The organism is Streptomyces sp. NPDC041940 (genome assembly GCF_055589465.1).
Genome location: NZ_JBVJBP010000003.1, coordinates 24,651 through 46,796, shown reverse-complemented (window position 1 = coordinate 46,796; position 22,146 = coordinate 24,651). Strand labels below are relative to the sequence as shown.

General features: G+C 71.3%; 24 protein-coding genes. 9 read left to right on the top strand and 15 right to left on the bottom strand.

The window, feature by feature from the left end; all coding sequences use genetic code 11:
• Nucleotides 1-4: 4 nt before the first annotated feature.
• The 5 genes from ACZ6I3_RS07465 to ACZ6I3_RS07445 form a co-directional block, all read right to left on the bottom strand.
• Nucleotides 5-1,591: an ABC transporter substrate-binding protein gene (locus ACZ6I3_RS07465; RefSeq protein WP_469412557.1), complete on the bottom strand. Its 1,587-nt coding sequence runs from the start codon at nucleotides 1,589-1,591 to the stop codon at nucleotides 5-7.
• Nucleotides 1,592-1,789: 198 nt separating this feature from the next.
• The gene (locus ACZ6I3_RS07460; RefSeq protein ID WP_193482095.1) at nucleotides 1,790-2,548 is read right to left on the bottom strand and encodes an SDR family oxidoreductase; all 759 of its coding nucleotides are present in this window, start codon (nucleotides 2,546-2,548) and stop codon (nucleotides 1,790-1,792) included.
• A 12-nt stretch (nucleotides 2,549-2,560) separates the two neighbouring features.
• Nucleotides 2,561-3,322, bottom strand: coding sequence for a 3-oxoacyl-ACP reductase FabG (fabG, locus tag ACZ6I3_RS07455; RefSeq protein ID WP_189724524.1), 762 nt, complete (start codon nucleotides 3,320-3,322; stop codon nucleotides 2,561-2,563).
• Nucleotides 3,323-3,424: 102 nt separating this feature from the next.
• Nucleotides 3,425-3,838 (bottom strand): DUF3037 domain-containing protein, encoded by a 414-nt coding sequence (locus ACZ6I3_RS07450; protein WP_469412555.1) that lies wholly within the window; start codon nucleotides 3,836-3,838, stop codon nucleotides 3,425-3,427.
• Nucleotides 3,835-4,590 carry a HipA family kinase gene (locus ACZ6I3_RS07445; RefSeq protein WP_469412554.1) on the bottom strand — a complete coding sequence of 252 codons (756 nt, stop codon included), beginning with the start codon at nucleotides 4,588-4,590 and terminating at the stop codon, nucleotides 3,835-3,837. Before ACZ6I3_RS07445 ends, ACZ6I3_RS07450 begins: the two co-directional genes overlap by 4 nt.
• A gap of 196 nt (nucleotides 4,591-4,786) precedes the next feature.
• On the opposite strand from ACZ6I3_RS07445, the gene ACZ6I3_RS07440 reads away from it, so the two are divergent.
• Nucleotides 4,787-5,254: a Rieske (2Fe-2S) protein gene (locus tag ACZ6I3_RS07440; RefSeq protein ID WP_469412552.1), complete on the top strand. Its 468-nt coding sequence runs from the start codon at nucleotides 4,787-4,789 to the stop codon at nucleotides 5,252-5,254.
• Here ACZ6I3_RS07440 and ACZ6I3_RS07435 read toward each other — a convergent pair.
• Complete coding sequence (locus tag ACZ6I3_RS07435; RefSeq protein ID WP_469412551.1) at nucleotides 5,241-5,891, bottom strand: cysteine hydrolase family protein; 651 nt, start codon at nucleotides 5,889-5,891, stop codon at nucleotides 5,241-5,243. The genes ACZ6I3_RS07440 and ACZ6I3_RS07435 overlap by 14 nt on opposite strands.
• Before the next feature lie 137 nt (nucleotides 5,892-6,028).
• Here ACZ6I3_RS07435 and ACZ6I3_RS07430 point away from each other — a divergent pair, with 137 nt between their 5' ends.
• Complete coding sequence (locus ACZ6I3_RS07430) at nucleotides 6,029-6,499, top strand: pyridoxamine 5'-phosphate oxidase family protein (protein ID WP_469412549.1); 471 nt, start codon at nucleotides 6,029-6,031, stop codon at nucleotides 6,497-6,499.
• Between the two features lie 34 nt (nucleotides 6,500-6,533).
• On the opposite strand, the gene ACZ6I3_RS07425 is transcribed toward ACZ6I3_RS07430, so the two are convergent.
• Nucleotides 6,534-7,436 carry a LysR family transcriptional regulator gene (locus tag ACZ6I3_RS07425; RefSeq protein WP_469412548.1) on the bottom strand — a complete coding sequence of 301 codons (903 nt, stop codon included), beginning with the start codon at nucleotides 7,434-7,436 and terminating at the stop codon, nucleotides 6,534-6,536.
• Between the two features lie 75 nt (nucleotides 7,437-7,511).
• On the opposite strand from ACZ6I3_RS07425, the gene ACZ6I3_RS07420 reads away from it, so the two are divergent.
• Nucleotides 7,512-8,489, top strand: a complete 978-nt coding sequence (locus tag ACZ6I3_RS07420; RefSeq protein ID WP_469412547.1) for a DMT family transporter — start codon at nucleotides 7,512-7,514, stop codon at nucleotides 8,487-8,489.
• Here ACZ6I3_RS07420 and ACZ6I3_RS07415 read toward each other — a convergent pair.
• Nucleotides 8,480-9,847 carry an aminotransferase class I/II-fold pyridoxal phosphate-dependent enzyme gene (locus ACZ6I3_RS07415; RefSeq protein WP_469412546.1) on the bottom strand — a complete coding sequence of 456 codons (1,368 nt, stop codon included), beginning with the start codon at nucleotides 9,845-9,847 and terminating at the stop codon, nucleotides 8,480-8,482. The genes ACZ6I3_RS07420 and ACZ6I3_RS07415 overlap by 10 nt on opposite strands.
• A gap of 36 nt (nucleotides 9,848-9,883) precedes the next feature.
• On the opposite strand from ACZ6I3_RS07415, the gene ACZ6I3_RS07410 reads away from it, so the two are divergent.
• Nucleotides 9,884-10,570: a pyridoxamine 5'-phosphate oxidase family protein gene (locus tag ACZ6I3_RS07410; protein WP_469412544.1), complete on the top strand. Its 687-nt coding sequence runs from the start codon at nucleotides 9,884-9,886 to the stop codon at nucleotides 10,568-10,570.
• A gap of 41 nt (nucleotides 10,571-10,611) precedes the next feature.
• Here ACZ6I3_RS07410 and ACZ6I3_RS07405 read toward each other — a convergent pair whose 3' ends face one another.
• Together ACZ6I3_RS07405 and ACZ6I3_RS07400 are read right to left on the bottom strand one after the other, a co-directional pair.
• On the bottom strand, nucleotides 10,612-11,616 hold the full coding sequence (locus tag ACZ6I3_RS07405; RefSeq protein WP_469412542.1) for an EamA family transporter: 1,005 nt from the start codon (nucleotides 11,614-11,616) through the stop codon (nucleotides 10,612-10,614).
• A gap of 85 nt (nucleotides 11,617-11,701) precedes the next feature.
• A complete protein-coding gene (locus ACZ6I3_RS07400) occupies nucleotides 11,702-12,259 on the bottom strand; it encodes a Clp protease N-terminal domain-containing protein (RefSeq protein ID WP_469412541.1) in 558 nt (185 codons plus the stop codon).
• 217 nt (nucleotides 12,260-12,476) lie between these two features.
• Here ACZ6I3_RS07400 and ACZ6I3_RS07395 point away from each other — a divergent pair, with 217 nt between their 5' ends.
• Nucleotides 12,477-12,905 carry a type II toxin-antitoxin system Rv0910 family toxin gene (locus tag ACZ6I3_RS07395; protein WP_469412540.1) on the top strand — a complete coding sequence of 143 codons (429 nt, stop codon included), beginning with the start codon at nucleotides 12,477-12,479 and terminating at the stop codon, nucleotides 12,903-12,905.
• Nucleotides 12,906-12,971: 66 nt separating this feature from the next.
• Here ACZ6I3_RS07395 and ACZ6I3_RS07390 read toward each other — a convergent pair whose 3' ends face one another.
• The 3 genes from ACZ6I3_RS07390 to ACZ6I3_RS07380 form a co-directional block, all read right to left on the bottom strand.
• A complete protein-coding gene (locus ACZ6I3_RS07390; RefSeq protein ID WP_469412539.1) occupies nucleotides 12,972-13,607 on the bottom strand; it encodes a PadR family transcriptional regulator in 636 nt (211 codons plus the stop codon).
• A 282-nt stretch (nucleotides 13,608-13,889) separates the two neighbouring features.
• Entirely contained in the window at nucleotides 13,890-14,894 is a 1,005-nt protein-coding gene (locus ACZ6I3_RS07385; RefSeq protein WP_469412537.1) for a MerR family transcriptional regulator, read from the bottom strand.
• Between the two features lie 7 nt (nucleotides 14,895-14,901).
• Entirely contained in the window at nucleotides 14,902-15,570 is a 669-nt protein-coding gene (locus ACZ6I3_RS07380; protein WP_469412536.1) for a HEAT repeat domain-containing protein, read from the bottom strand.
• A gap of 179 nt (nucleotides 15,571-15,749) precedes the next feature.
• Between ACZ6I3_RS07380 and ACZ6I3_RS07375 the strand changes: the two genes are divergently transcribed.
• Entirely contained in the window at nucleotides 15,750-16,568 is an 819-nt protein-coding gene (locus ACZ6I3_RS07375; protein ID WP_469412535.1) for a PhzF family phenazine biosynthesis protein, read from the top strand.
• 16 nt (nucleotides 16,569-16,584) lie between these two features.
• On the opposite strand, the gene ACZ6I3_RS07370 is transcribed toward ACZ6I3_RS07375, so the two are convergent.
• Together ACZ6I3_RS07370 and ACZ6I3_RS07365 are read right to left on the bottom strand one after the other, a co-directional pair.
• Complete coding sequence (locus ACZ6I3_RS07370) at nucleotides 16,585-17,388, bottom strand: CPBP family intramembrane glutamic endopeptidase (RefSeq protein ID WP_469413109.1); 804 nt, start codon at nucleotides 17,386-17,388, stop codon at nucleotides 16,585-16,587.
• Nucleotides 17,389-17,498: 110 nt separating this feature from the next.
• Nucleotides 17,499-19,016 (bottom strand): glutamate-cysteine ligase family protein, encoded by a 1,518-nt coding sequence (locus tag ACZ6I3_RS07365; protein WP_469412533.1) that lies wholly within the window; start codon nucleotides 19,014-19,016, stop codon nucleotides 17,499-17,501.
• Between the two features lie 563 nt (nucleotides 19,017-19,579).
• On the opposite strand from ACZ6I3_RS07365, the gene ACZ6I3_RS07360 reads away from it, so the two are divergent.
• From ACZ6I3_RS07360 to ACZ6I3_RS07350, 3 genes are all read left to right on the top strand, one after another.
• Nucleotides 19,580-20,164, top strand: a complete 585-nt coding sequence (locus ACZ6I3_RS07360; RefSeq protein WP_469412532.1) for a hypothetical protein — start codon at nucleotides 19,580-19,582, stop codon at nucleotides 20,162-20,164.
• Nucleotides 20,165-20,552: 388 nt separating this feature from the next.
• On the top strand, nucleotides 20,553-20,759 hold the full coding sequence (locus ACZ6I3_RS07355) for a DUF5999 family protein (RefSeq protein ID WP_193482070.1): 207 nt from the start codon (nucleotides 20,553-20,555) through the stop codon (nucleotides 20,757-20,759).
• A 211-nt stretch (nucleotides 20,760-20,970) separates the two neighbouring features.
• Complete coding sequence (locus ACZ6I3_RS07350; protein WP_469412530.1) at nucleotides 20,971-22,002, top strand: LacI family DNA-binding transcriptional regulator; 1,032 nt, start codon at nucleotides 20,971-20,973, stop codon at nucleotides 22,000-22,002.
• Nucleotides 22,003-22,146 lie beyond the last annotated feature (144 nt).

Below are 22,146 nucleotides of genomic sequence, written 5' to 3'. Positions count from 1 at the left end.
CCGCCTACCAGGCGGTCTTGCGGTGCAGCTCCCACAGCATCATGATCGTCGACGGGTCCAGGGCCCGCTCCGCGCCCGAGACGTCCCGGCTGGCGGCCACGTACTGCCTGCCCTGCCACAGCGGCAGCAGTCGCGCGTCGTCCACCAGGATCCGCTGGGCCTCCTCGAACTCCTTCTCCACGTTCGCGCGATCGCTCTCCCGGCGCGACCGGGGCAGCAGGTCGCCGGTGATCTCGGGGGCCGGGTAGGGCGTACCGAGGGCGTTCTGCTCGCCGACGAACGGCGCGATGAAGTTCTCGGCATCCGGGAAGTCGGGGAACCAGCCACGCCCGAACACCGGGTACTCGCCCTTCTGGTAGCCCTCGACGTAGGTCTTCCAGGGGCGGCTCTTCAGGCTGATCGTGAAGAGGCCGGAGTCCTCGAGCTGGCGCTTCAGCTCCTTGAACTCCTCGGCGGTCTCGGAACCGTAGCGGTCGCTCGTGTACCAGAAGGTGAGCGGGACCCGCTGGTTGATGCCCGCGTCGCTGAGGATCTCGCGGGCCTTGTCGACGTCCGGGTCGCCGTAGTCGTCGAAGAAGCCCGTGGTGTGACCCGTGAGGCCCTTGGGGACCATGGAGTACAGCGGGTCGACGGTGTCCTTGTAGACCTTGTGGGTGATCGCCGCCCGGTCGATGACCTGCGCGATGGCCTGGCGCACGGGCTTGCGCTTGGCCCAGGAGTCCTTCGGGTTGAACACCAGGTAGTTGATGTCCGTGCCCGAGCCCTCGACGAGCTGGACCTCCTCCTCCTTGGAGGACTTGCTCTGGAGGTCGACGACGTCGCCGGCGGCCAGACCACGGTAGGTCACGTCGATCTGCTCGTCGCGCAGGGCCTTGACCATGGCACCGGAGTCCTGGAAGTAGCGGATGGTCACCGCGTCGTTCCGGCGCTCCGCGTAGCCCTTGTAGCCGTCGTTGCGGACGAGGGCGGCTTCCTTGCCCTCCTCGTACGAGTCGAGCGTGTAGGGCCCGGAGCCGACGGCTTCGCCGTCCTTGCGCAGGGAGTTCTCCGGGTAGGCCTGGGGGGAGACGATCGACATCGCGGGGGTGGCGAGCACGAACGGGAAGGTGGCGTCGGGCTTGTTGAGGTGGAAGATCACCTCACGCTCGTTCGGCGCCTGGACCCGCTCGAGGCTGCCCAGCAGACCGGCGGGGCCGCCGTTGACGTTGATCTTGCGGATCCGGTCGAAGGAGTACTTGACCGCCCGGGCGTCGAGCGCGTCGCCGTTGGAGAACTTCAGGCCCTCGCGCAGCTCGCAGCGGTACACCTGGTTCGAGGAGTCGCTGAAGCCGCACTGCTCGGCGGCGTCCGGCTGGGGCTCGCTCGCGCCCGTCGGATAGCTCAGCAGCGTCTGGTAGATGTTGCGGAACAGCTCCCAGGAGCTGTCCCACGAGGCCGCGGGATCGAGCGTGCTGGGCGAACTGGTGGTGCCCACGACGATCGGCCCCTCGTCCTCCGGGGTGTCGGACGACAACACGCCACACCCGGTGAGAAGGGACGATATGGACGCGATGGCCGCCGCCTGCCGCAGGCGTCGGTTCCGGTTGAACACGCGCACGCTCCTCGATCTGCCATACCAAGGGTCGGCAGACCATACCGCAGTGCCCGGCTCGCTGACCCTCCCCGGTGGATGACTCCTAGATCGATAAACCTTTGACGACGTTGTCATCGCCCTTTGCGAGGGCTTTACGCCGGACGGGCGCCCCTGGATGTCCAGGAGCGCCCGTGCCGAGCCGCGTACGCGCTCGCGTCAGCCCGTGCCGGCGTTGAGGAAGATGCCGCCGTCCACGACGAGCGTCTGGCCGGTGACCCAGTCGGACTGCCCGGAGGTGAGGAACGCGGCCGCGCCGCCGATGTCGGAGGGCACGCCGAGCCGGCCGAGCGGGTAGGCCGCGGCGGCCTCCTCCTCCCGGCCCTCGTACAGGGCCTGAGCGAACTTGGTCTTCACGACGGCCGGGGCGATCGCGTTGACCCGCACCTTGGGCGCGTACTCGTGGGCGAGCTGCACCGTCAGGTTGATCATCGCCGCCTTGCTGATGCCGTAGGCGCCGATGAACGGCGAGGGCGAGAGGCCGGCGACCGAGGCGATGTTGACGATGGCGCCGCCGTTGTCCTTCTGCCAGGCGTGCCAGGTCTTCTGGGCGAAGCCGAGCGCGGAGACCACGTTGGTCTCGAAGACCTTGCGCGCGACATTCAGGTCGAGGTCGGCGATCGGCCCGAACACCGGGTTCGTACCGGCGTTGTTGACCAGGAAGTCGACGCGGCCGAAGGCCTCCATCGTGCGCTCGACGGCGACGGCCTGGTGGGCCTCGTCGTGCGCCTTGCCCGCGACGTAGATCGCGCGGTCGGCGCCGAGCTGCTCGACGGCCTCCTTGAGGGAGTCCTCGTTGCGGCCGGTGACGCACACCCGGTCGCCGCGCGCGACGAGCGCCTCGGCGACGCCGTAGCCGATGCCGCGACTGCCGCCCGTGACGAGGGCGACCTTGCCGGAAAGTTCCACGGAAGTCATGTCTGTCGTCCTCTAGTCGAGCGGTCCGCCGGCCACGTACAGCACCTGGCCGGAGACGAACCCGGCCGCCTCGCCCGTGAAGAAGGCGATGGCGTTGGCGATGTCGTCCGGCTCACCGACGCGGGCCACCGGGATCTGGGTGGCGGCGGCGGCCTTGAAGTCCTCGAAGCCCATGCCGACGCGGTCGGCGGTGGCCTTGGTCATCTCGGTGGCGATGAAGCCGGGGGCGACGGCGTTGGCGGTCACGCCGAACTTGCCGAGTTCCTTGGCGAGGGTCTTGGTGAAGCCCTGAAGACCCGCCTTGGCCGCCGAGTAGTTCACCTGGCCGCGGTTGCCCAGCGCCGAGGACGACGAGAGGTTGACGATCCGGCCGAACCCCGCGTCCACCATGTGCTTCTGACAGGCCTTGGACATCAGGAAGGCGCCGCGCAGGTGCACGTTCATGACGGTGTCCCAGTCGGAGACGCTCATCTTGAACAGCAGGTTGTCGCGCAGCACGCCCGCGTTGTTGACCAGGATCGTCGGCGCGCCGAGCTCCTCGGCGACACGGGCGATCGCGGCCTCGACCTGGGCCTCGTCGGAGACGTCGGCGCCGACCGCGATGGCCTTGCCGCCCGCCGCGGTGATCTTCTCGACGGTGTCCTTGCAGGCGGCCTCGTCGAGGTCGATCACGGCGACCGCGCGGCCCTCGGCGGCCAGTCGTACGGCAGTGGCGGCGCCGATACCGCGCGCGGCACCGGTGACCACGGCGACCCGCTGCTCAGTGGTGGACATGGCTGCTTCTCCTCAGGTGAGCGACCGCTTAGTACCTTCAGTGGGTGTGACGCTAGAAGCCCTGGCACGCGGTGTCAACGGCCACGGCCCGCGTGTGATCCATTACCTCACCAGCAGGTCCAGCAACCGCTCCGTCTCCGCCGCCGGATCCGTGGTCAGCCCGGTGTGTACGGGCCCGGGCCGGACGATCGTCGAGCGGGGGGCGACGATCCAGCGGAAGCGGCGGCCGGGGTCGTCGCTCGCGGCCTGGCCGGCCGCGGGTCCGCCCGCGCAGATGTTCTCCACGGCGCGCAGCGCGGCCCGGACACCGGCCACGTCGGCCCGGGGGTCGAGTGCCAGCAGCCGCGCCTCGTCGAGGTGGGTGCGCGCGCCGACGTAGGCCTCGGCACGGCAGTAGACGAGGACTCCGGCGTTGATGCACTCGCCGCGTTCGACGCGCGGGACGACCCGCAGGACGGCGTACTCGTAGATCTGGCGGTCCCGCGGCCCGCCCCTGATGATGTGCCGGTCGCTCACTTGGTCCCCTGGATGCGGTCGTGGATGACGGCGGCCCGCGCGAGCAGCGGCCGCGCGTAGGCCTGCCTCAGGTCGTCCGGCGTGTCGAAGCCGGGCTCGTCGGCCAGCCAGGCGTCCGGGATCCGCGCGGTGACCTCGGCGAGCAGGTCCTCGGTGACCAGGGGCGCCAACTCGGCCGCGGCGGAGGCGACATCGGGCGCGAAGGGCGCGAGGGCGTGGTCGGAGGCGTCGTAGGGGCGGGCCGCCGAGGCCTGCGCGCCGGGCCAGTTGTGGTGCCAGATCATGGTCGCGCCGTGGTCGACGAGCCACAACTCGCCCCGCCACATCAGCAGGTTGGGGTTGCGCCAGGACCGGTCGACGTTGTTGACCAGCGCGTCGAACCAGACGATCCGCCCGGCCTCCTCGGGGCTCACCCGGAACGCGAGCGGGTCGAAGCCGAGCGCGCCGGAGAGGAAGTCCATGCCGAGGTTGGTGCCGCCGCTGGACCTGAGCAGGTTCTGCACCTCCTGGTCGGGCTCGCCGAGCCCCAGCTCCGGGTCGAGCTCGACCGTGACCAGGCGGGGCACCCGCAGCCCCAGCCGGCGGGCCAGTTCCCCGCAGACCACCTCGGCGACGAGCGTCTTGCGGCCCTGCCCCGCTCCCCTGAACTTCAGGACGTACATCCCGTGGTCGTCGGCCTCGACGAGTCCCGGCAGCGAACCGCCCTCGCGCAGCGGCGCGATGAAACGGGTCGCGATCACTTCCTTGAGCATCGCCCCAGGTTACTGACGTGGACGGGGACTCGGGCGACGGCCTCGCGGCGGCGGGCCGGAACCCGACAGCGAACCGACAGCTCCGCTTTACCCACGCCGTTCCGCGAACGAGTCAGGATCTCGACATTGTCTGAACAGCCGGTCCTCAGGGGCCGTACCTCTCCGCAGATCACGAATCCCCGGAAGGAACGTCAGCATGACCAGCGAATCAGTTCAGCCGATGTCCGGACCGAGCCGCCGTGCCGTCGTGGCGGCAGCTGGCGCGGCGGGGCTCACCGTCGCGCTGACGGCGTGCGGCTCGGACGACAAGGCGTCCGACTCGTCCACCGAACAGGGCGCCGGTGGCAGCGCGTCATCGCCCGAGGCGGGCGCCGGTGGCGCGGCACTCGCGAAGACCGCCGACATCCCCGAGGGAAGCGGCAAGATCTTCAAGGACGAGAAGGTCGTGGTCTCACAGCCGGCCGCGGGCCAGTACAAGGCGTTCTCGACGATCTGCACCCACCGGGACTGTCCGATGGTGGACCTCAAGGACGACATCATCTCCTGCACCTGCCACGGCAGTCAGTTCTCCGTCCTCGACGGCAGCGTGAAGAAGGGCCCGGCCGTCGAACCGCTGGCGGCGAAGCAGGTCACCGTGAACGGCGACTCCATCACGCTCGCCTGACCCCACGCGCACGCTTCAGACACGCCGACACCTCGTCCGTGGTCGCGACCGTGGCGACCAACGCGAGGGTGTGGCGGATCATCGCGGGGGTGTAGTCGGACGGCACCCCCGCGATGGCGTCGGCCGGGACGACGGCGGTGTAGCCACGGTTCACGGCGTCGAACACGGCGTTGGGAACGGCCACGTTGGCCGATACGCCGGTGACGATCAGGGTGCGGCAGCCGAGGTTGCGCAGCAGCGGGTCGACATCGGTGCCCTGGAGGGGCGACAGCCCGTGCAGGCGTCGTACGACGAGGTCCTCCTCGGCGACCTCGATCGGGGCGGCGACCCGCACCGCCGGCGTGCCGGACAGCTGCTGGACGGGCAGCCGTGCGGCGGCCCGGAAGAGGCGGGCGTTGCGGTTGGCGCCGCGGCCGTCGGGGCGGCGCTCGGCGACGGCGTGGACGACCTGGACACCGCCTTCGTGGGCGGCGTCCACGAGGCGGGCGACATTGGCGAGCACGCCGCCGGAGCGGGCCTCGGCGGCGAGTTCGGGCAGTGCGCTGTCCGCTCCGACGACGCCCTCCTGGCACTCGACGGTGAGCAGCACGGTGGTCCGCGGATCGAGGAGTTCGCTGAGCTCTGCGTACGAGGGCACGGTTCCCCCTGGGCGCCGGCGGCGGGTCGGGTGAGCGTAGCCACCGTTGCTAACGGACGGAAGAGCACTCATTCTTTTCTGACGTGATGTCAGAGGATCTCCTCTGACACGACGTGAGAAGAAGAAAGAGGGGGAGCATGACCGTCACGCAGCAGCGCAGGGGCCGGAAGATCATGATGACTCCGGGCGAGCTGGACGATTTCCTCACCACGCAGCGCACCTGCCGGGTCGCCACGATCTCGGCCGACGGCGCACCGCACGTGAGCACGCTGTGGTTCGCCTGGGACGGTGCCTCGATGTGGCTGTACTCGGTCGTTCGCAGCAAGCGGTGGACCGACCTCAGGCGCGACCCCCGGGTGGCGATCGTGGTCGACACCGGCGAGGACTACGACGAGCTGCGCGGCGCCGAGCTGTCGGGCGCCGTCGAGTTCGTGGGCGAGATCCCGCGCACCGGTGAGCTGCGCGCCGAACTCGACGTCCCGGAGACGTTGTTCGCCCGGAAGAACTTCGGCCTGGAGGAGATGCCGCACGACGGCCGGCACGCCTGGGTGCGTCTGACACCGCAGAAGATCGTCTCCTGGGACTTCCGCAAGCTGGGGCCCGCCTGACGGACGGAGGAGGGCGGCAGCCCGCGCGGAGCGCTCAGGTGACGCTCTCCCCCGCCGCCCGCAGTGCCTCGACCGCGGCCCGGATCGACGGGCGGCGGTCGGCGTCCGCGCGCCAGACGACGTACACATGCCGCCGGACCCGCTGCCTGACCGGGACGGTCACGACGCCGTCGGGCACCGGGTGGCGGCCGAGCAGCGGGGCGATGCACACCCCGAGCCCGGCGGCGACCAGCCCGAGCTGCGTGTGGGTCTCGGCGGCGCGATGGCCGACGATCGGCTCGATGCCCTTCGAGCGGAGCGTGAACATCAGCCACTCGTGGCAGAACTCGCCCTCGCCCCAGGTGATCCACTCGTCGTCGGCGAAGTCGGCGAGATCCACCTCGTCCCGCCCTGCGAGCCGGTGGTCCACCGGCAGGGCGACATCGGCGGGGTCGTCCAGGATCGGCGCCTTGACCAGGCCGTCGGGCAGCGCCATCGGCTTGTTGTACCAGTCGAGCACCACGGCGAGGTCGAGGTCGCCGCGCACGACTGAGGCGATGCCGTGCTCCGGCTCCAGCTCGCAGGAGCGCAGCCGGAGCGCGGGATGCCGCTCGCGCAGCGCGGACAAGGCGTGCGGGAACAGGCCGCGCGCGGCCGTCGGGAACGCCGACAGCCGCAGTTCGCCGACGACCTCGCCGCGCTGCGCCTCCAGGTCGGACCGGGCGAGTTCGACCTGGGACAGGATGCGGGCGGCGTGCTCGGCGAGCAGCCGGCCCGCGTCGGTGAGCCGCACGCCCCGGCCGTTCTTGGCGAGGAGTTGCTGGCCGACCTCCCGCTCCAGCTTGGACATCTGCTGGGAGACGGCGGAGGTCGTGATGTGCAGGCCCTCGGCCGCACCACTGACCGAGCCGTGCCGCGCGAGGGCGTCGAGGGTGCGCAGGCGCTCCAGATTCAACACCTAAGCGATGCTACGCAATATCGGGTGCGAATTCTCGATTGTGCTACGCGGTTCCGCTCCAGCATCGTGGCTGCCATGACCACCGCCACCACCACGCCCGGCCGGGCCACCGCGGCCTCACCCGACCGGCCCCGGCGCCGCCTCGACTGGCGTCTGCGCTTCACCGCGCTCTCCCTGATCTGGGGCTTCAGCTTCCTGCTCATCAAGGTGGGCACCCAGGGGTACGCGCCCTTCCAGGTCACGCTCGGCCGGCTGGTCTTCGGCACGGCGGTGCTGGCCGCCGCGATGGCCGTGCGCCGCGAGCGGCTGCCGCGCGGGGCGCGCACCTGGGGGCATCTGGCGGTCGCCGCTTTCCTGCTCAACGCCCTGCCGTTCTCGCTGTTCGCGTACGCCGAACTGACCATCCCGTCCACCCTGGCGGGCATCTGCAACGCGACCTCTCCGCTGTGGGGCATGGCGCTGTCGCTGGTCGCCCTCTCGGAGGACCGCCCGACCCGGGTGCGGGTCGCGGGGCTCGGTCTCGGCTTCCTCGGGGTGCTCACGGTGCTGGGCGCCTGGCAGGGCTTCCACGGCCTGGACGCCACCGGCACGGCACTGGCGCTGCTGGCCTCCCTCAGCTACCCGATCGGCTGGATCTACGTCCGCCGCACCCTGGCAGGCACGAGCCAGTCGCACCTGTCGATGACCGGCGCGCAGTTGCTGCTCGCGACGCTCCAGCTGGCCGTCGTCACCCCGGTGTTCACGACCCTGCCCACCCGTGCGCCCGTCGTGCCGCTGCTGGCGATCGCCGCCCTGGGCGCGCTGGGCACCGGCCTGGCCATGCTCCTCCAGTACGGCCTGGTCGCCGAGGTCGGCCCGACGACCGCCCAGATGGTCACGTACCTCGTCCCGGTCATCGCCACGGCCGCGGGCGTCGCACTCCTCGGCGAATCGCTCACATGGTCGACACCGGTCGGCGCGGTGATCGTACTGACGGGCGCGGCCCTCACGCAGGTCCGGCCGAAGCCCCGGACCCGGCCGAAGCCCCGGACCCGGCCGAGGCCTCAGACGTAACTCCGCGCCGGGGCCGGGCCGAGGGCCGAGGCGATCGCGTCGGCCAGCATCTCGATCTCGCTCTTCCTCTGGCCCCCGTCCCCGTCCCCGCTCCCGTTCTCGGCGAGCGTCGAGACGGTGACCCTGATGCCGGGCGGTGCGCTGATCCGGAAGCGGGCGCCCGGGGCGACCGCCCAGCCGGCGTGCTGCAGCCGGGCGACGGCTCCGGTCTCGTCCGGCACGGGCACCCACACATTCATTCCGCTGCGCCCGTGTGCCGCGACACCCCGTCGGCCGAGCGCTTCGATCAGCGCGTCCCGGCGCCGCCCGTAGGCCGCCGCCACCTCGCGCGTGTCCACCGCCCCGTCGGCCCACAGCCGTACCAGGGCCCGCTGCGTCAGCCGGCTCACCCAGCCCGGCCCGAGGCGGTGCCGGCCATGGACCCGGTCGAGGGTGACGGCGTCGCCGGTGAGCAGGGCGAGGCGCAGATCGGGGCCGTAGGCCTTGGCGGCCGAGCGCACGAAGGCCCAGTGCCGGGTGACGCCGGCGAGGGGGTGGAGGGGGAGGTCGACGATGCCGTGGCCGTGGTCGTCCTCGATCAGCAGGGTCTCCGGGTGTTCCCGGAGGACGGACCGCAGGGCACGCGCGCGCGTGGCGCTCACCGCGGCGCCGGTCGGGTTCTGGGCCCGGTCCGTGATGATCAGGGCCCGCGCCCCGGCCTCCAGCGCCCGGCGCACGTCCTCGGCGTACGGACCGTCGTCGTCGACGCCGACGGGGACGGTCCTGAGCCCGAGCGCCGGCACGAGGTCGAGGGTGCGTCCCCAGCCGGGGTCCTCGACGGCGACGGTGTCGCCGGGCTTGAGGTGGGCCGCCAGCACGCGTTCGACGCCGTCGAGTGCCCCGGAGACCACCGCGAGCGGCCCGTCCGGCACCCCGTCGGCGTCGAGGCCGGCCCGCGCGATCCGGGCCAGCTCCGGCTCCACGGGGGCCTCTCCGTAGAGCACGGGCGCACGGTCGGCCTCGGCGGCCGCCGCCGCGAACGCGGCCGCGAGCGGCGGGAGCAACGCCGGGTCCGGATTGCCCGCGGCCACATCACGCACGCCCTCGGGGACGTCCACCCTGATCTGGTCCCGCCCGGTCGTGGCCGGCGCCGCCCGCACCCGGCTGCCGCGCCGGCCGTCGGTCTCGATGACCCCGCGCTCACGCAGGGTCCGGTACGCGGCCGCGACCGTGTTGGGATTCACTCCCAGTCGCTCCGCCAACTCCCGCATGGGCGGCAGCAGTTGACCCGGCCGCAGCTCACCGGCTCCCACCGCCCGCTCAACGCTCGCGGAAATGTCCGCAGCACGGCGCCCGCTGATCGGATACTCTCCTAGCACAAACCACATTATGCACTAGTGCAATGGAGAGCGCCAATGCAGGAGACGACCAGGACGCCGTCGCGGCCCGCCACCGCCTACACCCCGACCGACCGCACCGTCCCCACGCGCTCCCCGGGCCGGGCCTCGTACGACAGGGAACTGGTGCACGCGATACTCGACGAGGCCTACGTCTGCCATCTCGGGTTCGTCCGGGACGGCGCCCCGGTCGTGCTGCCCACGCTCTTCGCCCGGGCCGGCGAGAGGCTCTACGTGCACGGCTCGACGGGCTCGCGCCCACTTCGGGCGGCCGGACAGACCGACCCGGGCCTCCCGGTCTGCCTGACCGTCACGCACGTGGACGGCCTGGTCCTGGCCCGCTCGGCCTTCCACCACTCGATCAACTACCGCTCCGTGGTGGTGCACGGCGTCGCCCACGACGTGACGGACCCCGAGGAGAAGCGGCAGGCACTGGACGCGCTGGTCGACCACGTCGTAGCGGGCCGCGCCGCCGACTCCCGCCCGGCCAACAAGAAGGAACTGGCCGCCACCGCCGTGCTCCGCCTGGACCTGGACGAGGTCTCCGCCAAGCTCCGCACGGGCGGCGTGAACGACGAGCCGGAGGACCTCGTCCTCCCCCACTGGGCAGGAGTCGTCCCGGTCCAACAGACCTACGGCACACCGATCCCCGACCCGGACCTGTCCGCCGGCACCGAGCTGCCGGATTACTTGAGGGCACGGTGATGTAGAATCCCTCTTGGGGGCGCGGGGAACTGCCCGGCGGCCTACGCGGCCGTTCCGGGCGTGGACATCTCCCTGTCCGGGCCGCCGCCGGCCACCGGCCGCTCGGAGCCCTTCGCGGGCGTCGAGGACTGCGCGATGAAGGCGCCCGCCAGCACGATGACGCCACCGGCGATCTGCGGCGCCGACAGGTGCTCGCCGAGCAGGATCCAGGCCAGGACGGTCGCGATGACCGCTTCGAGACAGGCCACGACACCGGCGACCTGCGGGGAGAGCCGGCGCACGGAGACCACGCCGGTGACGTACGCGACGACCGTGGCGACCAGGACGATCCAGGCCAGCAGGACGACGGCGGCGACGGGTGTGCCGTCCATGTACGCGGTGCCCGTGAGCACGGACCGGTCCATGGTCCAGGGCCGGGCGACGACGGTCAGCACGGCCGCGCCGACGAGCAGGCCGTAGGCGATGACCCCGAGCGGGTCGGGCGCCTCGTCGCCGGCCTCACTGCCCTGGTCGGAGAGGACGAAGTAGCCGACCTGACAGCAGGCCGCGCCGAGCGCGAGCAGCAGCCCCAGGGCGTCGAAGCCGAGGCCCGACCACACCTCGACGACGCACGCGAGCCCTCCGACCGCGAGGGCGACACCGACGGCGGCGGCACGTGTCACCGGCCGCCGCTGCACGAACCGCACCCAGCCGAGCACGAGGGCGGGCGCCAGGTACTCGATGAGCAGCGCCACCCCGACGGGGATACGGGACAGCGAGGCGAAGTAGAAGGCCTGGACACCGGCGACGGCCAGCAGCCCGAATCCGGCGAGGAGTCCGGGGCGGCGGCGCAGCAGCGCTCGGTGGCGTACGGCGAGCGGCAGCATCACCAGGGCGGCCCCCGTCACGCGCAGCCACACCACGTGCAGCGGGTCAAGGCCCGCCTCGATCAGCGGCTTGGCCGCGACTCCGGATCCACCGAAGGCGACCGCGGACAGCAGCGCGAGGCCGAGCCCCATGCCTCTGCCGCGCCTCATCGGACTGCTCTCAGACGTACGCACCGGCACATGATGACAGGCCCTGACAGGAGCTTCACGCCTTTTGGCACCTGTCTCACTGCCTGGACGGGGTGAACGCCCCGGGTCGGACCGGTCAGTGCGTGGGTTCGCCGCTCCCGGCCCACTCCCCGGGCCGGCCGGGCCGGCCGTCGAGCCGGGCGAGCACCTCGTGCGGGTCGATCCCGGCGCGTCCGAGCACCTCGACGGCGCGCGCCTGCGCGTCGACGACGATCGCCGCGAGCAGGTCGATGCCGCGAGCCGGTCCGCCACGGCGTGCGGCGCGTTCGCAGGCGTACTCCATCGATGCCGCGGCCAGCGGCGAGAAGCCCGCGCTCTCCGTCACCACGGGGAGGGCGCCGGAGTCCTCGACACCGCTCTGCCAGCGCAGGCCGTAGCCGATGCTGCGCTGGACGAGATAGCCCAGCAGCCGCGCGATGCGCGGTCCGTCACCGCAGAGGGCACGCGCCTCGGGGTCGGACTCCAGCAGCGAGTGGAGCAGATGGGCCGTGTCGATCTGCCGGTCCCCGTCCCTGACCGCCCGGCGACGGGCACCGCCGATCACCGACGCCAGCTCGTCACTGAGCCTGGCATCGTTGTCTGCGCGGTGGATGCCGTGCCCAGGGGCCGACTGCCGGGGGATACGGGGTTGCACATCCCCTACCTCATCAGTCCCGCGAGCCCGGGTCATCCCCGGCGGGGAGCATTTCCGCGTCCCACAGGAAGTGGACTTCGCCGGCCGAAATCTCCTCCTTACGGAGGACATCAGGCTGTTTTGCCCACGAACCCAGCACGCCTGACTGTTCGTCAGTATTGAACATTGCGGCCACCACGGCTACGTTCCGCGACACCCGACACGAAGAGGTGGTCGCATGGCCGAAGTCAGCGCGGAGGCACGCATCGGGGCGCCGGCCGAGAAGGTGTGGGCCAGGCTCACGGACTGGTCCGCGTACGGCCAGTGGAACGCGACCCACACCAGTTTCCCGGCGGGCGGCCCCGAGACCCTGGAAGTGGGCGCGACCTTCCGGGAGAACATGCGGCTGATGAACTTCCCGGCCGAGGTGGAGTGGACCGTCGAGGAACTCGAACCGGCCCGGGTGCTCGCCGTCCGCGGCCAGGGCCCGATGGCCGTGACCGTCTCGACGCGCTACACGCTCACGCCCGACGGCGACGCGACGACGGTCCGCATCGACGGCGAGTTCACGGGTGCGGCCGTGTCGCTGATGGCGGGCAAACTCAGGGACTCGGCCACGGCGGCGCTGAGCGAGTCACTGCGCAAGCTGGACGGGCTGGTGGCCTGACACCCCGGCACGAGGAAGCGCCCCCCGGATCACTCCAGGGGGCGCCCGCGCCACAAGGGGCGGCCCTCAGTCCTCGTCGGCGAGGATCAGGTAGAGCTTCTTGCGGGCTTCGTTGATGACGCCGAGCGCCTTCTCCTTCTGCTCCTTGCTGCCGGTCTTCCAGACCTGGCCGAAGGCCTCCATCAGCCCGAAGCCGGCCTGGCGGATCTCGCCGAGGGCCTCCCAGTCGACCCCGCGGGAGGCTTCCTCCCAGGGCGCCTCGGGCCCCTCTTCAGCCGCCGTCCGGCCCGCCTCGGTGAGCGCGAACAGCTTTTTGCCGCCCTCGGACTCACTGACGATGAGGCCCTCGTCCTCCAGCAGCTGAAGGGTGGGGTACACCGAACCCGGGCTGGGCTTCCACGCCCCGCCGCTGCGCTCGGCGATCTCCTGGATCATCTCGTAGCCGTGCATGGGCCGGTCCTTCAGCAGGGCGAGGATCGAGGCCCGCACGTCACCGCGCCGCGCCCTCCCCCTCGGCCCGCCGCGCCCTCGCCCGCCCCAGGGACCGGGACCGAAGCCCGGACCACCGGGCCCTCCCCAGCCGGGACCACCGGAACCACCGGGCCCGAAAGGACCGAAGGCCGCCCGCAGCCCCTCGAATCCGCCCCGACCGTGACGCGGTCCGCCGTGGCCATGCCCGTGCTCGTAACCGTGGGTACGCATCGCAACCACTCTCCATTCCATCGTTGATCTGTCGCGATGCTTCAACGATATATCGGTAGCGTTCTTATGGCAAGGCCCTGCCGGGCGAGCACGCACAAGACCACCGAGGGGATCACTGATGGAGCGTTCGGCACGCAGCACCGGCTGGAAGAAGACCACCAAGCAAGCCGCCGTGCTCGTAGCCCTCAGCGGATCTCTCGCACTGTCGCTGTGGCTCGGTGATGAGCTGTGGATCCTGTCCGTCGGCGTGCTGGCCCATCCCCGGCCTGGTCACCGCGAGCTTCAGCGGGCGTCGCGAATCCCGAGAATGTACGTGGCAGTCAGTGCGACGACGCGGTCCTCGTCCTGGGCCAGATCCGCGAGGGCACGGGACGCCGTGGGTCCGGGGATGTCCGCGAGCGCCTGGGTCAGCCGCCGACGGGCGGACGGTCCGGCGGTGCCGTGGGCGAGGCGGTCCACGAGCCTGGTGGCGATCCGGTCCGCCGACGCGGGGTCACTCGCCAGCGCGCTCAGCGCATCGGCCGCGTCGACGTCGCTCGCCTCCTCGACGACCATGTCGACGAGCGTCGGGACCGCGTCGGCCACCCCACGCGCCCCGAGCTCCAGAGCCGCGTACCTGCGGACCACGATGTCGGGATGCGCGAGAGCGTCCCTCAGCAGTGCGGTCGCCGCACCGTTCGGCATCTCGACGAGGGACTGGACGGCACGCTTCCGGACCTCGGCCACGGGTGAGCCGAGGCCCTCGGCGAGCAGGGCCGATCCATCCTCGCCCGATTGCGCCAAAGCCCATCGAAGGGCTCCGGCGACATTCGGGTCCGCCTCGCTCAACGCCGCCTCGACCAGGGCCTCCACCGGCCACGGCACTTCTTCGACCGAGGACAGTGCCGCGCGCTGGCGCGTCCCGGCGCTCTTCGATCCCAGCGCGTGGAGGAGCCCGACGATCTGGAGGACGTCCTCCCAGCCGGCGGGTTCCGCGGCACCGATCCGACGGAGTCGCGTGAGCAACTCGGTCTCAGCCGCGATGCGCTCCCGTGTCCGGAGGACGAGGTCGTCGACGAGCTCCGCGGGCCGGAAACCGGGATCGTCCAGCGCGCGCCCCACCTCGCGCAGCGACAGCCCCAACGACCGCAGGCTCTCGATATGGAAGATCCGCCGGATGTCCTCGCTGGAGTACGCGCGATAGCCGGCGTCGGTACGGCCCGTCGGCCGCACCAGACCGAGCGACTCGTAGTGCCTGAGCATGCGGGCGCTGACCCCGGATTGTCGTGCCACCTCACCGATCAACACCGCCCTGTCACCCCTCCTGGCCGATCGCGCCGAGGGCGACGACGCGCTTGGCCTCCTCGATCGCGCACTCGAATCCGGCGTCCGGGTCGCGCCGCAGCCGTTCCGTGGCGATCGCGTGCTGACGCACTCGGGGGTCGGGATCCTTCATCGCGGCGCGCAGGGTCGGCACGACCGCCTCTCCGAGCGCGATCAACGCCCGGCTGAGGCTCGACTGCGTCTCCCGCTCGCCGCGCCCGAGCTGTGCCGCCAGCACTCCGGCCAGCCCGGCTTCCTCGCCTTCGGGCACGAGGACGACCGCCGCTCGCCAGGCGCTCCGCGCCACCTCGTCGTCGGGGTCGGTCAGCAGCGCCCGGGTGATCGCCGGCCACGCTCGCCGGTCCCCGATCTTGGACAGCGTGTGCAACGCCTGGCTTCGTGCCTGCGTACGCTCCGCGCGGAGTTCATCGATGAGCCTGGGGACCGTCACGGACGCCGAGTGGCGGGTGAGCGCCCATGTCAGCGTGTCGCGCACATGGAACTCGGGCTCGATCGCACATCGTTCGACGAGCTTGTCGACGGACCGGGGATCCGGGGTCGCGCCGACCGCCAGCGCCGCCCGCAGCCGGACCGACGAGCGGCTGTCCTCCAGTCCCCGCAGAGCGCGTATCGGGGTCGTGTCCTCTTTCGGCATGGTCATCGGAACCACCTCCTCGGCCACAGTGAAGACCTTGTCACGATGTCAAGGTCAAGCGGAGCCACCCCGAGCGAGCCGATCCGGGCCGATCCGGGCCGAGCCCGCCGGCCAGGCCGTGAATCGGGCCAGGACTCGTGCATTGGCCTTGGTCCACGGCCTCGACGGGCCCCTAGCGTCGGGGCATGCGGATTCGAATCGTCGATGCCTTCACCGACCGTCCCTTCACCGGCAACCCGGCCGGGGTCATGCTCCTGAACGACGCGGACGCCTTCCCGGACGACAGCCGGCTGCAGAACATCGCCCTGGAGGTCAACCACGCCGAGACGGCCTTCGCCCACCCCCTCCCGGAGGGCGGCGAGGCCGACTGGGCGCTGCGCTGGTTCACGCCGGCCGCCGAGGTCACGATGTGCGGCCACGCGACCCTCGCCACCGCCCATGTCCTGCACACCACCGGCGCCCACGAGGGGCCGGTGCGGTTCGCGACTCGCAGTGGCGTCCTCGTCGCGACGCCCGCCGGCGACGGCTCCGTCACCCTGGACTTCCCGACGGCTCCGCTCACCCGGGTCGACCCGCCCCGCGGCCTCGCCGAGGCCCTGGGAGCCGAACCGCTGACGGTCCTCGACACCGGCCCGTACGTCGGCGATCTGCTCGTCGAGCTCGCCGACGAGAAGACGGTGCACGGCCTCGGCCCCGACCTCAAGGCCCTCGCCACCCACTCCGCGCGCGGCGCCATCGCCACGGCCCGCGCGGAAGACCCGGCCCAGGGCTACGACTTCGTCTCGCGCTGCTTCTTCCCTAACGTCGGCATCGACGAGGACCCGGTGACCGGCAGCGCCCACACCGCGCTCGCCCCGTTCTGGTCCGAGCGCCTGGGCCGCCCGGGCCTCACCGGCCTCCAGGCCTCACGCCGCTCCGGCCGCGTCCGCACGGAACTGCGCGGCGAGCGCACCCTGCTGACGGGCCGGGCGGTCACCGTCATCGAGGGCGAGCTGCTGGCCTGAGACGACAGGGCGTCGTTCACGCCGTCGGGAGCCACCCGACCTTGCCCGCCAGCAGCGCGTACCCGACGAACGCCCCGATGTCGAGCAGCGAGTGGGCCACCACGAGGGGGCCGACACGGCCCCAGCGGCGGTACAGGTAGACGAAGACGACGCCCATGGCCAGGTTTCCGATGAAGCCGCCGATGCCCTGGTAGAGGTGGTACGAGCCGCGCAGCACCGAGCTGCCGACCAGTGCGGCCGTCGGGGTCCAGCCCAGCTGCCCGAGGCGGCGCAGCAGATAACCGACGACGATCACCTCCTCCAGCACCGCGTTCTGGATCGCGGAGAGGATCAGCACCGGGTACTTCCACCACACGCCGGGCAGCGCCTCCGGCACCACGGTGAGGTTGAAGCCGAGGCCGCGGGCGGCGAGATAGAAGGCGATGCCGGTGCTGCCGATGACGGCCGCGATCGCCGCGCCACGGCCGAGGTCGGGCCAGGGGCGGGTGCGGTCGAAGCCGATGGTGCGCAGACTCGCGCCCTCGCGCAGCAGGAAGTGCGCGACGAGTGCGACGGGCACGAGCGCCGTGGTGATCCCGAAGAGCTGCCAGGCGAGGTCGAGCCAGGGACGGCCGGGCGCGGCCGAGGCGTTCATCGTGGCCGCCTGGTCCTTGAGCCCGCCGGGCTTGGTGACCGAGCCGATGAAGCTGATCAGCGCGGAGACTCCGCTCGCCCCCAGCGAGAGCGCCAGCACGAGCAGGGTCTCGTTGCGCAGCATCCGCCGCGAGAGCCGCTGCTGGGGAAGGGAATCGTCCGCCACCGGGCCCGCCTCCGCCTGCACACCTGCCTCCACTTCACCGACCTGCCGGAAACAATCCGCCGGAAATCGATCCGCCGGAAACGATCTGTCGGATCAGTATGAAGGCAGCAGGATGTCACCCCGGCGGCGCGTCAGCCCAGCGGCACCGGCTCCGGCAGGCCCACCGGCCAGGTGTGCACCGGATCCCCCTGGTGCATCAGCTCGCGGTAGCGCCGGGTGGTGGCGGCCAGCGCGGCCTCCCGCGTGTGGCCGGCGTCCAGCGCCTTGTGGAAGGTCGCGGCCTGCCAGCTCGCCCCGTTCACCCGGCGCCGGCACCGTTCCTCGATCACGCCCAGGTACAGGTCGCGGTCGGCCGGCTCGACACCCCACGCGTCCAGCCCGGCCTCGGCGAGCGGCAGCAGTTCGTCCCGTACGAGGCTCACCGCGTCGACCTGCGTGGTGCCGCCGTACCGGCCGCGCCGGGGCCAGGTGAAGCGGGCGTCGATGCCGTCCTTGCAGGCGGCGTCGAAGTTGGCGGCGGCCGCCTCGAACGGCAGCCGGGTCCACACCGGCCGGGGCTCCTCGGCGAGGGCGCGGACGACGCCGTAGAAGAACGCCGCGTTGGCGACGACGTCGGTGACGGTGGGCCCGGCGGGCAGGACGCGGTTCTCCACGCGCAGGTGGGGGACGCCGTCGGCGATGCCGTAGACCGGGCGGTTCCAGCGGTAGATCGTGCCGTTGTGCAGGACGAGCTCGGCGAGCGAGGGCGTACCGCCCTGGTCGAGCACCTCCAGCGGGTCCTCGTCGTCGCAGATCGGCAGCAGGGCCGGGTAGTAGCGGAGGTTCTCCTCGAAGAGGTCGTACGCCGAGGTGACCCAGCGCTCGCCGAACCAGGTGCGCGGCCGGACGCCCTGGGCCTGGAGTTCGGGCGGGCGGGTGTCGGTGGACTGCTGGAACAGCGGGGGCCGCGACTCGCGCCACAGCTCGCGGCCGAACAGGAAGGGCGAGTTGGCGCCGACGGCGATCTGCGCTGCGGCGACCGCCTGGGCCGCGTTCCACACGTCGGCGAACCGGCCCGGGGTGACCTGGAGGTGCAGTTGCACGGAGGTGCAGGCGGCTTCCGGCGCGATGGACTTCGAGGTGCAGGTGAGGTGCTCCACGCCGTCGATGTCGAGGGTGAACTCCTCGCCTCGGGCGGCCACGATCTGGTCGTTGAGGAGGGTGTAGCGGTCGACGTCGGAGAGGTTCGACGACACCAGGTCGTCACGGTCGAGGGTCGGCAGAATGCCGATCATCACGATTCCCGCGTCGACTTCCCCTGCTTTTCGGTCGGCATATGCCAGTGACGTGCGGAGTTCCTCCCCGAGCCGGTCGAATACCCGGCCGCCCAGACGGTGGGGAGGAATGTTCACTTCCAGGTTGAACATGGCGAGTTCTGTTTGGAAGTCCCGACTGGCGATACGTTCCAGGACTTGCGCATTCAACATTCTCGGCATGCCGTCGGTGCCCGCGAGATTCAATTCGATCTCCAGCCCCATGAGGTTCTTCGGGCGATCGAACCGCTTCTCCGCCAGGAGCCGCTCCAAGCCCGTCAGACACCGACGGAGCTTGTCGCGGTAGCGCTGGCGATCGGACAGGTCGAACCGCCCTGCCACGACCTTCTCCCCCATCGAAGCGTCCCTCCTCGGATGATTGCGGGCCTCAAGATCCGGCCGCCGGGGTCACGGTCAGGTGGAGGATGCCCAGCGAAAGCGATCGATAACGTCCCGGACGGGTCCGCCGACCGCTACGCTGGTCGCGTGTGACCAGTGGCACATTCAATCGGCATGTCGCACAGGACAGGTTTCGGTGTCCGCTCGGTGTCCGCGAACTAGTGAAAAACGCCGACGAGAATGGGCCGACCGGTTCACGGACATTCGCCGAGGTCATCACCTCACACCCCCGCCTGGAATCGGGATAATTCTCGCGTATCGCCGACCGAATGTACCCTTGTTCTACTCACCGGAAACGGCTAGGCGAAACACACCCTGATCCCGTGTCGTATAAACTCCGCGACAAGGCAGAAGCTTGGCGCCCACGGTCGATGGGTCCTGCCGTCGAGTCGGTGATCGGCGGACCCCACCCCCCTCTCGCTCATGAGACCCGGCCCTGCCTCTGCCGACCCTCGTGAGCAGACAGCGCCGTCCGCCCCCGCCCTCGTGCCACCGTGCCTTTGAATGAGAGGCGACCCACCATGCCGCTGCATGTCCCCCCGGCTCCCGCGCCCGCACTCCGTTCCGTCCTGACCGCGCTCTCCTCGCCGACCGCGGTCCGGGAGGCCCGAACCCCCTCCCTGCTCCGCGCCCAGGGACCCGTCGCAGCCGAGCTCCCGCTGCCCGTCCACGTTCTCGACCGGGTCACGGCCGAGGGGGTATCGGGCACCCGGCTGGCCGGGTGGCGCTTCCTGATCCGCTGCGGCGAGCGTGCCGTGGCCGCGGCGGAGACCATGCTGACCCCCGACGGCTGGGCCTTCTCCCACTTCTTCGAAGGCCCGTACATCACCTCCACCGAGCGTGCCCTGCGCCAGGCCGAGACGATGCCGCAGCCGTACCAGCCCCGCCTGCTGTCGGTGCCCAGCCTGTACATGCTGACGCTCTGGCTGCACGAGGACTGCACCGCGGACGGTACGGCCGGCCACCCCGCCGCCACCGACCTGCTCGTGCCGCTGGCGCCCGCGCCTCCCGGCATCGCGGCACATCGCCCGCACCGCGTCGACGAACTCCTCCCGGTGCTGACCCACCGGGCGACTCCCACGCGACTGCTCGGCTCACCCGCCTGAAACGCCACGCGTGAAGCCTTCCGCACCCCGTCGCCGAATTCCCGGCGACGGGGTGCGGGCTATTTATCGCTCGTACGAGCACCCAATAGCTCGTACGAGCCGAAAAGGACTCCCGGTCCGACCTGACTAGCCCTATCCGGCCACTGCGAACCACCCGAAGTGACAGCCCAGTTGGGATGAACCGTCCGCGCGGGTGATGCGTCCTGAATCTGTGAGAAGTGGTGCCGCGAAATCCCTGCGGAATGACGCCCGTGGGGCAACACTGGGTTCCGACGACTTATCACGGGGGGCGGCCATGAACGACACTTCTAGCCGCACGACAGACACGACGACCGACTCAGACAACTCAGTCACCTCATCCATCACGACAGAGCGAAAGATCCCACCCATGTGCCAGCACCAGACACCATGCTCGTCAGCCGAATCCGCCGACCGGGAGTCCGCCCGTCTCGTGGCGCACCACCCGGAACAGGGGTGGAGCCTGCTGTGCAACGGCGTGGTGCTCTTCGAGGACACCGGTGAGCTTCTGCCGGACGGCCGGGTCATCGCCCCGCACCGTCCGCTGGCCGGCAGCCAGGTCATGACGGCTGCCTGAGGGCCGCCGGGCGGGGTGACGTCCCGCCCGCAGATATGAGGGGCCGGCCGCAGGACACCCTGCGAACCGGCCCCGACGCATGTCCGGGGGTCGTCACTCCCCGTCACCCGCGGCGACTTCCCGTTCCTGGCTCGTACGCCTTCCCACGGATGCCCGCTTTCCGGAAGACTCCTGGAAGTTTCGCGGTCACCCGTCGACGGAGGTGGGGCAAGTGGCAGCACGTGAGGCCGACGCCGAGGGCAAGGTCACGATCACGGAGATCGCCCGGCAGGCCGGCGTGTCCGTGCCGACCGTGTCCCGGGTCGTCAACGGCCGGTCCGACGTGTCGCCGCAGACCCGGGCCCGGGTCGAGGAGCTGCTGCGCCGGCACGGCTACCGCAAGCGCCCCGTGGCCACGGGTAGCCGTGCGGCCCTGCTCGACCTGGTCTTCAACGACCTCGACAGTCCCTGGGCCGTGGAGATCATCCGCGGGGTCGAGGAGGTCGCGCACGCGGCCGGGGTCGGCACGGTGGTGTCGGCCATCCACGGTCGGTCGGGCGACGCCCGCGAGTGGATGCGCAACCTCCGGGCCCGTGCGTCCGACGGCGTCATCCTCGTCACGTCGGCGCTGGAGCCGATGCTCCACGAGGAACTGCGGATCCTCGGCGTCCCGCTGGTCGTCGTCGACCCGGCGGGTTCCCCCGCCCTGGACGCGCCCACGATCGGCGCCGCGAACTGGTCGGGCGGCATGGCGGCCACCGAGCATCTGCTGTCCCTCGGCCACCGCCGGATCGGCCTGATCGCCGGTCCGCCGCGCCTGCTGTGCTCCCGGGCCCGGCTGGACGGCTACCGAGCGGCCCTCGAAGGCGCCGGTATCGCGATGGACACGTCCCTCGTCGTTCCCGGCGACTTCCGCCCCGAGTCCGGCTTCACCGCCTGCGGCACCCTGCTCGATCTGTCCGAGCCGCCGACCGCCGTGTTCGCGGCCAGCGACCAGATGGCACTCGGCGCGATCGAGGCACTCAGGCGGCGCGGGCTGCGGGTGCCGCAGGACATGAGCGTGGTCGGTTTCGACGACCTTCCGGAAGTCCGCTGGTCGGCTCCCCCGCTGACCACGATCCGCCAGCCCCTCGCCGACATGGGCAAACTGGCCGCCCGCACGGCCCTCCGCCTCACCCGCGACGAACAGCCGGACTCCCCGAGGGTGGAACTCGGAACAGACCTGGTGATCCGCGCCAGCACGATGCCTCCGGGCCAGGCCTGATCCGGGCCGGGCCCGACACCGACCGGACGTCCACCGCAGTCCTCCACTCGAGCCACCGCCGTGGGGGGGGGGGGGGGGGGGGGGGGGGGGGGGGGGGGGGGGGGGGGGGGGGGGGGAGGGCAAAGGGGTCGGAGAAGCAGTCAT